Genomic DNA, 16,691 nt, shown 5'->3' with positions numbered 1-16,691 from the left:
TTAGTCTTTTTCATCATAGTTCTTTAAACTCTAGTAAAGGTATCAGCATGTCTGCTTCTTCCTCTTTATGAGAATGTCTCTTATCAATCCAACACCGTTTTTTATTGAAGACAGCCGGCGGGAGCGACTGTCTTTTCGGCTCTGTATATCCCATTATAAAATGCATGTTGCTCAATAACATGTGTGCATTTGTTCCGCCAAATCCAAAAGAACTGATTCCAGCCCTTAACACTCCTTTTCTAGGATTCCAATCTTTTAAAGCAGTGTTCGGGAAAAAAGGAGATTGATCAAATTTAAATCTAGGATTCGGCGTTTGGCAATGCAATGTTGGAGGCAGCTTCTGACTCCAGATGGATAATGCCACTTTAATAACGCTTGCTATTCCAGCCGCACTCATTAAATGCCCAAAATTCGTTTTTACGCTACCTACACCGCAAAATTGCTTCTCTTCCGTTACTTCCCGGAACACTTCAGTCAGTGCTTTTAATTCAATCGGATCGCCTATCATCGTACCAGTACCATGTGTCTCGACATAACTGAGTGAAGAAGCGTCGATTCCTCCGTTTTTCAACGCTTTTTTGATCACTGCACTTTGCGCTTTCGGATTCGGTGTTGTCATTCCCATCGTCTGTCCATCGTTATTTACTGCAGATCCATCAATTACCGCATAAATTCGGTCCCCATCAGTGAGAGCTTCATCAAGCCTCTTCAGCAGAACGGTGCCGCATCCTTCTCCCGGTACAAATCCATCCGCCTTTTCATCAAATGTACGGCATTTTCCCTCAGGTGAAAGCGCTCTGGCTTCACTTAACATTAAGTAAGGCTTTTGGTCAAGTAAAATATCAACCCCTCCTGCTATAGCCATGTCCGATTCTTTTGATATCAGGCTTTGACAAGCAAGGTGAACACTGACTAATGAGGAAGAACAAGCCGTGTCCACAACCAAATTCGGTCCTTTTAAATTTAGAAAATGCGAGATATGAGCTCCGATGAAATTTTGTCCAATTCCCACTATCGTATTTTTTGAAGGTGAACTTATTCTAGACATGAACGTCCCTGCCCGTGAACCGATAAAGACTCCAACCTCTTTGTTTGACACCTCTTCTTTTCGGTAGCCGCCATCTCTCAGTGTCTGTACGCTGACCTCCAGACATTTTTTAATTAATGGATCAAGCTGAGATGCTTCACTTTCACTCATATTGAAAAACACTGGATCAAAATGTTCAATATCCTCGAGAAATCCGCCCCACTTACTGATACTTTTTCCTTTCTTGTAAGTATCCGAGTAATATTGAGAAATATCCCAGCGTGATGTTGGAACTTCGCGGACACTATCTTTCCCTTTTTCGAGATTTTGCCAAAACATCTCTTTATTTTCGGCATCCGGGAAATCACAGCCTATCCCGATAATTGCGATTTGATTCGATTTTTTTTGCTTCTCTTGAAATTCGTTTTGTTTCGGAATCGTTTTTTTATTCATGCGTGTTTTAAAGCCTAGTAAGCCATTGCTTTTTAATGAGCGGTCCTCCAGCTTTACTTCTCTTTCATTTCCCAGAGCGTCAGAAATATGCTGAATGGATACATCCTCATCTTCAAATAATTGATTTAAATAGTACGCAAGCTGTTTGAAGTTGGGGTATTCCAGAAAGGCTGACGGTTCAATTTTTATTTGGAAAGCAGCTTCTGCTTTTTTTACAAGCTGAACCAGCAAAATAGAATCTACCCCGTATTCCGAAAAAGAAGTATCTTGATCTAATTTCTCGCAAGGAATTTTAAGCTCTGTTGAGAAAATATCTTTTAAAATACTAATAATCGCTTCGTTATCAGTATCATCAGAGAACTGTTCGTTTACAACCGATGGCTCATGAACACTGGTTTGAATTTTTGTGAGAGGCAGCTGCTGTAATGAGAATTTCTCATGGTTTGTCTTAACCGGTATAAGGCATGGATATCCAGTCACTTTCATTATTTGGTCGAGCATGCCTATGCCTGTTTCAGTCCGATGTGACAATAGCCCTAACGCCTGATATGCAGGGCTTTTCACCTCGCCCATTCCAATTTCCTTCCAACTAGGCCAGTTTATTGATTTATAATAAGTTCGGCCACACGCATGCTGATAAGCCGCAAAATAATCCATAAAAGCGTTTGCCGCAGCATATTCACTCGTTCCCGCTCCTAACAACGGAAATGCGCTTGCGACTGAAGAAAATAAAATGAAGAACTTGAGGTTGTCCTCCAGAAAAATGTCATGCAACACTTGGAGTCCCTGTATCTTAGGCTCAAATACCTCCTTTATTTCTTGACTGGTTTTATGAATGAAAGCCGGATTCACATGATTGGCTACCCCCGCACAATGGATGACTCCTCCAATTTGCCCGAGCTTCTTTCTCACTTTTGAAAAGAACTGCTGTAATTTTTCTTTCTCAGTAAGCGAACCTCCATATATTTCTATCTGAACCCCTTTTTGCTCTAACTCTTTGAGCAGCTTCAATTTTGAATATAAGGTGGATTTTTTATCTGTCTGTTTTAACAGGTCATCTCTTTCATCAGACTGAGGCAATTCAGTTAGCCCCATTAGTACAAATTTTTTTACTCCCTTGTCAGAATAGTGTCTGGCAAGCTCTGCGCCGATTCCCCTCGTTCCGCCAGTAATAACAAGTGTTTGATCCGGTTGGCATACAGGCAGGCGGATTTCCCTGCTAAACTCGGATGGATGTAATTTCTTCACACACTGCGTATATCGAGCTCCGTTACGATAACAAATTTCACTGTAAAGATCGTCAGCTGCTGCTTCGTTTTTGATCAATTGTTGTAGTTCGTCCAGACTTTTTGAATGCTGATCTATATCTATTGTTTTCGCTTTAATTTTTTTATACTCGGCGCTTAACATCTTAATTAATCCTGCTGTTTCCGCCCCGGCTAAGGTCGGCTGTTTATTCTTAAACGTTTGCAGTCCTTCTGTAATGTGTAAAACAAATAGATGCTTTTGAGCTTTTATTATTTCCTGCAACAGCGTCAGTTTCCCAACAGAGTCGGCTGCAGCCTTTACCGGCTCTCTCCATAAATCAGACAAGTCAACAATACCGGTGATGTCCGTGTTCTCTTTGAGGATCGCCAAAGCCGTCTCCTTTGCACGCAGAGGATTGTCAAAGCTAAAGCCTTCGCCGCTCAGATGTAATTGACTATCAGCTTTCCTGCAAATGACAGTGCAGCCCATGAGAGGATCTGAAGCGAACAACTCAGAAGCAAACTGCTCATTTTCAATGTTAGCCAAAATAATGATCTGGCCTTTTGAAAGAAAAGACGATGAGACTTGGCTTTCTTCCCAAGATTTACATAGTAAATCAAACGGTATATTATCAGGCTTATCTACTACTGTCTCCCATCCTGAGAAAAACATATTCCGGAAGACCGCCATACATTCTCCTTCGTGTGAAAGTAAGTAAACTGTAAACTGCCTCTCTTCAACGTTTGATTCGTTCAGATCTACAAACACGTAACATTCATTTGGAACAGATTGATAAAAACAAATCTCTTCAATCTCCTGTAAGTAAAACCCTTGATCACCAGTGTGCCTTGCTGCTAAAACAGCTGCTGCTTGAATGGCTCCTTCAACTGCAGCAGGATTTACAATACATTCTGTATACAAGTCTTTTTCCGGTATAGCGACATCGGCAAGCAAGAAATCATTATGCAAAAATAAATCTGTGAGAACGCGCAAATCCGCATCATAATATATCAAATTGGTTTCCAGAAGATCATAGCATTCGGACCCGGTCATAGACTCTTTACAATTCGCTTTATAGTCAGCTGCACATTTAAAACGAGCACCTGTTTCACGATTCGCTTCCTTGTATTCCAGTTCTCCGTTTAAAATGATCTGTTCAGCCTCGCGTTCTGACCGTTCAGACAATTCGAAAGATACCGCACCTTGTTGATCAAATAGTCTAAGTTCAGTTCGCACGGGTTGTTCTGTTAATTCCAATAGGGCATGTAAACAAATATTTTTCATTCTCCACACATTCTGTTCGGCAGACATTGCTCCACCGGCAGCTGCCATTTCAATTAGTGAGCTAAAAGGCAGATTTTTTTGCTGATTGATACATAAGGCAGGCCATGCAAAAGATGCTTCTGAAAAATCAGTAATAAATTTTTGCATCTTCAAGGTCGAGACATTTTGATCTAGTAAAGGATGCAACCCCGATTGTACTCTTGTCAATCTATTTGTTTGTGTGATTTTTGAGCTTGGCACCCAATATCTATTCCTTTCAAACGGATATGCTGGCAGAGAAATTATTTTCGGTGATTCTGTTCTGTACTTGTCTTCCCAATCAATTTCACCGCCATTTACCCAATGAAGCGCTATATCATATAAGTTCTGGAATTGTGATGATGCTAATAAGGTCTTATGATTATCGGAACTAATACGGGCATTTCCTCTATATAATCCGTGTACTTCCTGATCTGATTGTAAATACTTGGTGAGCTTATCGACAAGTTCACCAACGTCCCGTGCTTCTACAGCCAGCCGTTCTTCCATGGCTTCTCGTCCCGTTTGTAATGTATATGCCACATCAGTAAGTGATGTATTCGAATCAAGTTCATTTATGAGTGAATCAATTAAGATACGGAGCCGCTCTTCGTTTTTAGCGGACAGAAGAATGATTTGCATTTCTTCGCTCTTTGCAGGATTGGTATTTATTTCGTCTATATACTCTTCAATAATGATATGAGCATTAGATCCCCCAGCACCAAATGAACTGATGCCTGACCTTCTAACATGACTTTCAGGAACCTCCCAGTTTTTTAGTTCAGTCTGGACATAAAACGGTGTTTCATCGAAATCAATATTAGGATTTAACTCATGAGAATGAATGGAAGGTGCCAGCTGTTTGTATTTCATTTGCATCAACACTTTAGTGATTGACGCTATCCCAGCAGCAGCCTCTAAATGTCCGATATTTGACTTTACGGAACCGATTGCACAGCGAAAGCTACTTTTGGGATTGCTGAAAGCCTTAGACAGTCCGGAAATTTCAATGGGGTCTCCCAGCGATGTACCTGTCCCGTGCGCTTCTATATAACTGATGCTGTCTACACCAATTCCAGCTTTATCAAGCGTTTCGCTGATAACATTTGCTTGTTCATTTGGATTCGGGACAGTGTAGCCGTTTGTTTTTCCTCCGTGATTAACTGAAGTACTCTTAATAACGCCGTAAATAGTGTCTCCTTCGGCAACTGCCTTCGAAAGCGATTTTAATAAAATAGCTCCTACTCCTTCACCTGGTACATAACCGTCACCTCCAGCCCCGAAGCTTCTGCAGCGTCCATCGCTCGAAACAAAATGATTTTGAGAAAGCAATGTATATTTATCGGGATGTAAAGATAAATTTACTCCCCCGGCAATTGCAAGGCTGGATTCTCCCCTTTTGATGCTTTCACATGCGAAATGAACGGCAGATAGTGAAGATGAGCACATTGTATCAATAGCAAGACTTGGACCGTGAAGATCGAAGAAATATGATACCCGGTTAGCGATTGACGAATAAGAAGACAAAAGTGCCTTACGGTCATCATCAGATGCTCCTGCTGTAAAAAGCTGATAGTGACTGTATGTCACTCCTACAAATACACCTGTCTTATACCGTTTTAATTTTCCCCTTGTATAACCGGCATTCTCAAATGTGTGCCATGCAGTTTCTAAAAACAACCGTTCTTGCGGATCTATTAACTCGGCATCATGAGGAGAAATTGAGAAAAACAGCGGATCGAACTTATCAGCGTCTTTAATAAAACCTCCCCATTTACTTTTATGACGAGCTTTTTCACCAGTATTAAAGTATCTTCGATGATCCCAGCGTTCGCTTGGGATTTCCGTTATACAATCTTTCCCCGAGGCAATATTATCCCAAAACTTTTCTACATTCTCAGCCATCGGATAACGTCCGGCTATGCCGATAATTGCAATATCTTCTTCGGTAACCGCTGAGGATCTGCAGCGTCCTCGTTGCTTCAGTTGTTTTTTTTCGGCCGTTATGTTCCTTCTCTGTTCTGACTGCGGCGAAAAAGCCTTGACTAACTTGTCATAATGATGTTCTAAAAAATACTCCGCTAACTGGTCGATGCTGCTGTATTCAAAAAATAAAGTCTTAGATACACTGCCAAAGTGTTTTTCTAGCCTGGAAGTTAGTCCTAAGATCGTTAAGGAATCAATACCGTAGCGGTCGAACGTATCCCCGGACAAAATATTGTCAGTTGGTCTCCCAGTCTCAGCTCCGATGATTTCTTTCAATAGACAGACCGTTTGCTTTTTTAATTGATTTTCACTAATTTGAGGAAGTTCGTGATCAGATTCGGATGTTACATCTGTCTCTGTATTATCAACCGAAAGCAATTGGAAGATCTTTTCTTCACTTCCGTTAATAACTGCCAGCTGAGAAGCATTGCTGCTCATACAATTCTGAAAGAAGGCAAGACCGGATTCCGCTGATAAAAGATCCAAACCGGTTTCCCTTAAAACTTGCAACTCTCTCGGACCGACTGACATATTCCCTGCGCTCCATAACGGCCAGTTAATAGAGAGAGTTTTTCCCGGACGATTCTTCATGATCCTGTAATCGGTATAACTGTCCATACAGCCATTTGCAAATGCATAATCGCTTTGGCCCGCATTAGGCAGGATGGAGGACAGGGACGAAAACATGACGAAGAAATCAAGAGATTCCCCTTTCGCAGCTTTGTCAAGCCAAACGGTTCCAAATACTTTGGGTGCGATGACCTTTTCTATTCTGTCTCTCCTCTTTTTAATAACAAATGCATCATCTACAAGTCCGGCACTGTGTAAAATGCCGTTTAATCTTCCAAATGTCCGCCGGATCTGATCAATTAATATGTCGGTCTCTTTTTCCTTCGATATATCTGCTGGGATATAAACAGCTTCAGCCCCGAGCTTTTTCAGCGTGTTAATTTTTTGCTCTATTTCCATAGAGCTCGGTGAACGGCCAGTCAATATAAGATTAACTTTTGCCCGTTTCGCCAAATATTCCGCGAATAGAAACCCAAGACCGCCGGCACCTCCCGTAATCAAATACACACCGTTCTCTTTGATGTTAAAGTTATTTTCCGGGGATCCACCTTTATTCACTTTTTTAACTTGCTGTATATAATAATGTCTTGGGTCATAACATGTAAAACTGCTCGATACACATTGATTATTCCATTCACAAAAAATGACATCAGCGATAAGTTCCTTTGTAAACGGCTCATTACTCATCGCCTTCAATTCTGCAGTCTTACACCTAAAATTCGGGTTTTCGGCTTGAACGGTCTTGAGGAAACTCTCAACCGCTCTATAAATAGGCTGAGCCTCTCCCTGGACATTTTCATATAAATATAAGACCTCTGCTTTCGGACAAAGTTTATTCTCCATTATGGCTTGCAGCAAATAAAATACAGAATACAGGCTTTTATCGAGCTGCTCTCTCATTGTCTTGTCCGTGTCACGAAATGCCCCGACCGAGAGGAAATGAACAATATGCCGAGGCTTTATATTCTGAGAGACAAGCGCACGGCACAAAGCTTCATAATCTTCTTTTTGTGTAAAATTCATTTTAAAACAGCCATTTCGGCCAGCTTCGAATCGGTCTCCGGGAGAAACATAAATAAAAGGCGCCGCGGCGCCTTCTAATTGTCTCTTCATTACGCTGTACAAACTTTCGTCACTGGCCAAAAATAAAATTGGCTCTGTCATCTGACGAGGCTGCCCAGTACGTTGAAAGATATATTTTACCCATTCCTTTTCATAAATATGCGTTTTACCCAAACCTTTAATTAGTCCCAATCCCTCTTCAGGAGTCAGCTCTCGTTCTTTCACTTTCCTAACTATTTGTTCAATTTGTATAGTTTGTTCATTCATGTAAAAGCAACTCCTCTATCAGCTCTGTTGTATCCTTCGTATTAACCTCACCTGATTGTGCTTTTTCAAGAAGCGATATAATTTTAACATCCGAGCTTTCTTCATTTGATTTGTGAACCGCCGGCATTATTGAAGGTCTTTCAGCCTGAGGCGTAAATTCTTGTTTAATCCAATGTCTGTTTTTTCTGAAAGGATAGACTGGAAGGGAAAGTCTCATAGGTTTATTTTCTCCCTCATACAGATCTCCCCAACTGATTTCATAACCGATCGTCCACATTTGAGCCAGTTTTGTCAATTTTCTTTTTTGAATTAGCGATTGAATATATGAGTGACCCTCGGGTCCATCAAAAATCGGGAAATACACTTTATGAAATTCTCTAGCATTTCCTTCAAAAACCTCTTGTAGATCTTCCCCCTGAAGGTAACCGTTTATCTTTTCAGAAAGCTCCTCTAAGCTTGAACAAATAATAGCAAGACGCGATTCGAACGATTCACGGCCGGTTTGAAGCGTGTAAGCTATTTGTTCAAGGCTGTACCCTGCTTGATCTCCATGCTGAGATGTAACCTGATTGTCAACAGGCATATTCGATTCATGACAGATATAATGGAACAAATCGTTGAGTGTTGGTTGCTCTGTAAATATGCCAATCGGGACCTCTTTCCCGGATATTGTGCTGATGAAAGAGCTTAATGCAGTTAAGGTCATCGGATCAAATCCCAAGTCTGTTAAATGTGTCTCCATGTCTATTTCATCTGCATCTAAACTTAGGATTTTTGCTGCCTCTATTCTGATTTCTTCTCGTAGATTATGCTCTCTCACCTTAGGCTCTCCGTACCGGCCAGTTGTCTGCTTCTCTTTTAAAAAGCTTGAAAAATCTTTGGCGTAAGCAATTAATCTTTCTTTTGATTTAGCTGAGAGCACAATTACATGTTCTTGTTCCCTATTTACTTGATTTTCCTGGCTTTCCTCAAATTCTTCTACAATGACATGGGCATTAGTTCCTCCAAATCCAAATGAGCTGACTCCCGCTCGACGGGGAATTTCGTTTCCTTCCCAATCTATCAATCTATTCCACTTTATTGTTTTATTCACAATATAAAATGGCGTTCCAGTTAACTGAATGTAAGGGTTCAACTCCTTAACATGCAGGGTAGCCGGCAGGATTTTATGCTTCATGGCGAACAATACTTTTATCAGACCCGGCATCCCTGAAGCAGGCTCTAAATGTCCGATATTGGTTTTCACAGAACCGATTCCGCAATATTGGTCCGTATTTCTTGTGCTGTCCGACTTAAGGGATACAAAAGCTTTTTTTAAGCCCTCGATTTCAATTGGATCTCCAAGTTCCGTACCGGTTCCATGTGCTTCTATATAGGATACTGTTTCAGCAGGAATACCGGCATTTTGATAAACTGATGTTAACAGCGCTGCTTGAGCTTCCGGATTTGGGGCGGTCAGCGAAGCAGCTCTCCCCCCGTGATTTTCACCGGTTCCTTTCAATACTCCGTAAATATTGTCCTTGTCATCAATAGCTTTTTGCAGAGGCTTTAGCAGCAGCACAGCTGCACCTTCACCTCGAACATAACCATTGGCAAGCTTATCAAACGTTTTGCATCTGCCATCTGCGGACAAAATTCCAAGTTTATCTGTATATAAGTGGGTCACGGGATCTAATAGCAATGACACGCCTCCGGCTACTGCCAGCTCGCTTTCACCAGCTTGAATCGAACTCACTGCTCTATGGATGGCAACAAGACTGCTTGAGCAGGCTGTATCAATAGATTCACTTGGACCTCTGAAATTAAAATAATGAGATACCCGATTACTGATGAGCGCCTGGCTGTTTCCAGTTCCAACTAATGCATGTGCCTTGTCTAAATGCTTCATTAACAGTTGGCGATAATCATTAAATTGAATGCCGGTGAACACTCCGATGTTTTTGCCTGACAGTTCTGATGCCTTGTAACCCGCATCTTCTATCGCTTTCCAAGTTTCTTCTAAATATATTCTGTGCTGCGGGTCCATAAGTTCAGCTTCTCGAGGATTCACGTTGAAAAAAGATTCATCAAATTTATCAACATCCGTGATAAAACCGCCCCATTTAGAATTTATACGGCTGTTTGCTTCGTTATCTGCATAGTTTTTCCAATCCCACCGCTCGAGCGGAATTTCCTGAATCATATCTTTTTCGTTGATCAAGTTTGACCAGAATTCACCCGAATTTTTTGCTCCGGGAAAAACGCAGCTCATTCCGATAATTGCAATCGGTTCTTTCTGCAGAGGCTTTTTTAACTGACCTGTTTGCTTTTTTGCAGGCGGAAAGCGGATTTCAGACTTTTTCAACTTCTCAGTGTGCCGTGATTCTCTTTTTTCTTGAATATCTATATCAGATTTCACATTTTCTTTAGCTTCCACAGGCAGTTCACCAATTATAAAGTCAGAAAGCGATTCGATATTACTATAAGTAAAGAAAATCGCCGGTGTTAATTCCAGCTTATATCTTTGGTTTATTTGGACGGAGAAAGTTTTCAAACTGATGGAATCGAAGCCAAGATTGCCGAAATTCTCTGATATATCCAAGCGATCGATATTAATTTTCAGTAATTCAGACACCATCCGTTTCAACTCATCTAATACATGAGCCTGTCTAAATAATTGTGTATAATCACCTTTTTCTTGATCCAACTCAGCTGTTAATTCTTGAATAGACTTATCATCAGCTGCTGTAAACCTGCCGTTGTTACCAGTAAGCACGGCTATTTGCAGATCTTCATTTGATAAGATTGCCTCAAATGCTGTTATTCCGTCTTCTGTTTCTAAATAGCGGAACCCCGAAGTTAAAAGGTATGCAGATTCAGCTTCTTTACTTAAATGCATGCCGCCTTCTCGCCATAATGGCCAATTAATTGAAATGCTTCTACCCTGTCTCTCATGCTTTAGACTCTTTTCATTTCGCCAGTGGATATATCGATCTTGGAAATAATTACCTAACGAATAATTAACCTGTCCAAAGTCACCAAATATCGAAGAGATGGAAGAAAACACCACAAAGAAGTCGAGCGGTTCTTCTTTCGTTATTTGATCTAAACATATCGTCCCTTCAATTTTAGCAGCCAGCCCCTTCGAAAAATCAGCGAGACTCATTTCCGTAAATAGACGATCATCAGCATGACCAGCTGCGTGAATAACACCTTGAAGGGGTCCCCAGTTCCGTTTCGTTTCATCTAATACCTGTTTCATCGCATCTTTATCTGTTACATCAGCTTGAAAATACAGCACGGCAGCACCATGTGCCTTTAATTTTTCAATTTCATGCTGTTTTTCAGCTGTTAACGCTGACCTTCCCGTTAACACTAATCTCGCCTTATATTCAGACGCCAAATATTTAGCAAATGTCATTCCAAGACCGCCTAAACCGCCTGTTAACATATAAACCCCTTTATTTTTAAGCATTATGCCGCCTGCATTCGTTAGCGCTCTATCTTCCAGGGTTTTGACATACCTTATATCCTTTACATATTTGACTTCTTCAGCAGTAATATGGCCTTTTGCAGATACAATTTCTTGAAGGCAGTGTTCAGCCTGCTTGTCGGCTGAAATATGTTCAGAAAAGCTGATTGATACAGCATGCTCTACAGAAGGCAGCACCATGTTTATCGTTTTCAAATAACCTGGTAAAGTCTCACCAAAAGGATCACTCATATCTTCTCTATAAGACTGAGTAATCAGTAAATGTTTAAGAGATAAATTTTTTCGGTCACTCAGCGCCTTTAATAAATGAAAGACCGAATACAGTCCTCTAACCGGATGTTCGCCTGCATCAAAATCTCCCCCTGTATGCAGAACAATGTCTGGGAGCATCTTGTTTTTTTCTAATTTTTCAAACAAACGATTATAATCTGACGGTATTTTAGGGTCTATGCTAAATGTCAGAGCATTCTTTATAAGCTGTCGTTGATACGGCGTTACAAGAATTATCCGGTAGGCAGATTGGTCTATTAGCGCCTCAGCAATTTCTTTATCATTTGCAAACAACAAGATCGTACCTGCATTTTCATTTCCAACTTTCACAGGGGAAAGGTTCTTTTGCACCCACTTCTGCAAACAATAATTCACCTCAGTATGCGGCTGTGGATTTACAGTCAGTCCCTTAAGCTCTACAAGCACCCGTCCGTTACCGTCTAACAGAAATACGTGATAAGACGATTTGCCATATTCACTTGGTACTGCGTATGCATATACAGCTTTGGCCTCTTCATCAAAAATGGTACACTCTTCTACTGTTTTAGGTACTGTCCCCGTATTTTTCTCTAAGAGACATAATATCGTCTGATAAGCACTTTCAAGAACAGCGGGATCGAGCGTATAACCCTCTGCCTTGTCGCTTGCCTTTAAGATTGTAAGCGCCTTTCCGTCCCGTATCACGCAACGGTCTATGCCTTTAAGTTTACTGCTACAATCATAGCCGTTTTCAGCAAGCCGATGATAAAACGCTTCTCCTGATATCCAGTCAGTATACTCTGACATAAACGGTTTAATATTGATAAATTGTCCCTTTTCCTTAAGCCCCTCTAATACAAGTTTGCCGGAGAAATAAAATGATGATTCATTCTGATCTTTTATAAAAAATGAAGCAGTATCGCCTTCCGGTGCCAGCACAATTTGAATTTGGTCATTTAGACCGCTTTGTACGATCGGTTTTGAAATAGAAAGATTTGTCAATCGAGTAATCGGATGCCCTGAAGCTATTTCTCCTGCCGCCCTCGCGATTTCTATTTGTAAAAGATACGGAAACATCCTTTCATCGTGTTTTGCTTTTACGTATAAATTATCACCTTTGACATTTATATTGAACTTTTGGTCATTAAAATCTGAAACATTGCAGTTAATATGCGGATGCAGAACATCAATTGCATCTGCCTTTTGGCGGCTTCTAGGTTTAGAGGCGCTTATTCTGCATAATTCTTTGGCAAATGGATATGTCGGTGCAGAAATCCGTCTAGGTTTGTCATTTCCATAGAGGAACGACCAGTTTATCGTGTATCCGCTGATCCAAAACTCAGCAACCCTTGAAAGATCTCTCTCTGCAATTGCTTTTTCAATTTCTTTTTCTGTCTCATGACTTTCAAATTCAATGGTGTTTGATACGGATGTAAGTTCAGATGTAAATAGCTGCTCTGATAATGTTTTTCCCTGTGAATAATCTAAAAGCTTCTTAATCAATTCCTCTTTTGAAGATGCAATGACGGCCAATCGGTATGCCATTTCTTCTCTGCCTGTCTGTAAAGTATATGCTATATTCCTAAGTGCATCTGAAGTATAATCTTTTGACTGTATGTACTCCGCTGCACCCTTTGCATAGTCAACCAGTCTTTCAGCATTTTTGGCGGAAAAAACAAATAAAAGCGGCTCTAGCTCGGTTGTTTCAAATACGGCATTCTCACTATTTACGTACTCTTCCAAGATGATATGGGCATTTGCCCCTCCGGCTCCGAATGAACTTATACCTGCACGCCTTGGAATTGATATTTTTTTTCCGTCACGCTCTGCAACGGAAGACACCCATTTTTCAGGACTTTCCGGTACATAGAAAGGCGTTTCTTGAAACTGAATATGCTCATTCAATTTAGAAGAATGAGTCAGCGATGGAACGATTGTTTTATGTTTCATTTGTAATATTACTTTTGTAATTCCAGCTATGCCTGCAGCTGCCTCCAAATGTCCGATATTAGATTTAATAGACCCGACTGCGCATGTCTTTCTGTCTGTCATTGCATCGGCAAATACTTTGTGCAATCCGGCAATTTCAATCGGATCTCCTAATGCAGTGCCTGTGCCGTGAGCTTCTATATAACTGATACTTTCCGGGTCAACCTTTCCTTTTTTCAGGGCTCTGCTAATCACCTTACTTTGAGCGGTCGGGTTAGGCACAGTATATCCATTCGTCTTTGCCCCATGGTTGACAGCTGTTGCCTTAATGATGGAATAAATTTGATCACCGTCAGCAATTGCTTTTTTTACAGGCTTCAGTAAAACAGCACCGGCTCCCTCCCCGGGAACATAGCCGTCTCCCCCAGATCCAAAGCTTCTGCAGCGACCATCGCTGGACAAAAAACCGCCTTGAGTGAGGAGTTTATATTTATCAGGATGAATGGAAAGATTAACTCCTCCGGCAATTGCAAGCTCACATTCATTCGTTATTAAACTCTCACATGCCAAATGAACAGCAGTCAAAGACGAGGAACACATTGTATCCAAAGCAATACTAGGTCCGCTGAAATTAAAAAAGTAAGATACTCTGTTCGCGATGGATGCATATGAAGAAGAAACGGCCTGCTCATGATTTCCAGCACTGTACAGCTGATATTGCCCGTACATGACACCTGCAAACACGCCGACATTTTTCCTTTCAAGCATTTTCTTCGCATACCCCGCATCTTCTATGGTATGCCACACTGTTTCCAGAAAAATTCTTTCTTGAGGATCTATTAACTCCGCTTCAGCCGGAGAAATATTGAAGAACAACGGATCGAAATGATACACGTCATCAATAAATCCTCCCCATTTACTTTGATTTTTTATGTCATGATCAGCTTCCGGCTGATAATGCAGGCTAAAATCCCAGCGGTCTTTAGGAATTTCAGTTATACAATCTTTCCCTTCCATTAAATTTCTCCAGAGAGTGTCAAGATCGTTTGCCATCGGATAGCGGCCACTGATTCCAATGACGGCAATATCATTGTCCTGATATTTTTCTGCTATTTTCAGGTTTGACTGATGAGCCAGCCCTTTTGATTTATGTTGAAAGCTCGGTACTACTGGATCAGCAGCTTCCGCCGCCTGTTGAACATTATCGCTGTCGTTTACTCCTAATTTCAGCATATGAACCAGAGCATCATGGTGCTTTTCAATGAAATAAGCTGATAATTCGGATGCAGTTTGAAACTCAAATAACAGGGTTTTTGAAAGCGCACCAAAATGCTTCTCCAGCTCATTGGTTATATTGATGATCATGACTGAGTCAAGTCCGTATTTATCCAGCGCTGCCTCTGCGTCTATTTTGTCTGCTGGCATTCTGAATTCTGCTGAAATAATTTCTTTTATAAATGTCAAAGTGTCAGCTTTCAGCTTTTTATCAGGCTTTACCGTCTCACTGACGGTTGTTTCTTCTTGAAGCAGACCGCTATCACGTTCATACAATTTATGTACATGTCTGTCTATATGATCATCTCCGCAAAATACCGTGAATTGGGAAAGCCCAGATGACAAACCTGCTGAAAACGCTCTGATCCCCTCCTCTTTCTCCAAGGGATAAAAGCCCGATTTTTTCATCGTCTCCAACGTGCGCTCATCTACTTGCATGCCGACTTCTTTCCAAAGTGGCCAATTCAGAGATAGGAACATTTTGCCCGGATTCTGAGCGGCACGCATGTTCATCAAATGATCCATATAACTATTTCCGAATGCATAATCAGCCTGTCCAATATTTCCTAAAACGGCTGAAGTAGAGGAAAAACAAATAAAAAAGTCGAGACGCTCCTGCTTTGTGGCTTCATCCAGCCAAAGTGTGCCCAATACTTTCGGCTTAATCACCTGATTGAATTCTTCTATTGTTTTTTTATGAAGAAATGAGTCGCGGATGATACCCGCGCTTTGAATGATTCCGTTTATCTTTCCATATGCTCTTTTGGTTTCATTGATTATATATTCTGCCTCTTCTTTTATTGAAATGTCAGCCTGTAAATAAATAGAAGAGGCTCCTAAGGCTTCTAATTGTGCTATCTTATTTTGTATTTTGTCTGAAAAAGGTGATCTCCCCGTTAAGACAATCTGGCATTTGGTTTGTTGAGCCAAATATTCAGCAAAGGTGAATCCTAATCCGCCCGCCCCTCCTGTGATAATATAAACACCATTGTCCCGCAGTATATATTCCTCACTTGTATGTTTGTTTGCAGGTTTATATGTTATCAGGCGTTTAACAAATCTCTCCATTCCTTGGTAACGGATTTCGATCTCAGGAGAGCTGAAGTCTCTCAGTTCATTGATCAAAATATCGCCTAAGCTGCCGTTTGCGAAAGCCGACCGCTCTAATTCAATGCTTTTTGGCGAAATTAGCGGGTTCTCCTGCTGCCAAGTCCGCAAAAAGCCGCTTGCCGATGCATAAAGGGGCTGTTCTCCTAAACGCTCGGAAAAATACGCATACAATACGTTTACTTTTTTGCGCATTTTACTCTTGAAGAGAGCCCGGTTTAATAAAAATAAAGAATAAACCCCGCTGTCACATTGTCTTTCAATCGCTTTCTCATTACTGCTAAACGGTTGGTCAGACCATAGATGGACGGCTTCCCTTATGTCTGCTTTCTCTTCTTTCAGTAACGCAAACAAGCTTGTATAATCTTTTTCAGACCGAGGGTTGATTTCAAACACACCACTCCGAATACGTCGAAATTCTTTCCCAGGCATGACTAAAATAATACTTCTATCATGCCGTACAGTCAGTTCCTTATGCAAATCCTCATTTGTATCAAATAATAAAAGACTGCCCTCTCTTCGGCTGTCTTTTGGATCTAAATCGAGATCAGCTGGCTGCCAATCCGTCTTATAATAAACAGTCTGTTCCCTTCGCTGAGCCATACCAGAATCAAGTTGCTTAATCCGTATTACTCCTTCTTCCAAGGAAATCAGGCCGCTTTTAATGTCAGAAAGTATTTTTTTTCTTACATCACGAGTTACGCTCATAAAACATATCATCCCCTTTACAAATTACATTGTTGA

At 40.9% G+C, this 16,691-nt stretch carries 2 protein-coding genes; both read right to left on the bottom strand.

What is annotated here, in order from left to right; all coding sequences use genetic code 11:
- Nucleotides 1-13: 13 nt before the first annotated feature.
- A complete protein-coding gene (locus tag ABZM97_RS08040) occupies nucleotides 14-7,915 on the bottom strand; it encodes an SDR family NAD(P)-dependent oxidoreductase (protein ID WP_367387377.1) in 7,902 nt (2,633 codons plus the stop codon).
- Entirely contained in the window at nucleotides 7,908-16,655 is an 8,748-nt protein-coding gene (locus tag ABZM97_RS08035) for an SDR family NAD(P)-dependent oxidoreductase (RefSeq protein ID WP_367387376.1), read from the bottom strand. Before ABZM97_RS08035 ends, ABZM97_RS08040 begins: the two co-directional genes overlap by 8 nt.
- Nucleotides 16,656-16,691 lie beyond the last annotated feature (36 nt).

It is taken from the genome of Bacillus vallismortis, from assembly GCF_040784915.1.
Lineage (GTDB): Bacteria > Bacillota > Bacilli > Bacillales > Bacillaceae > Bacillus > Bacillus subtilis_G.
The sequence above is the reverse complement of the archived record's forward strand: the minus strand, read 5'-3'. Positions and strand labels throughout refer to the sequence as shown.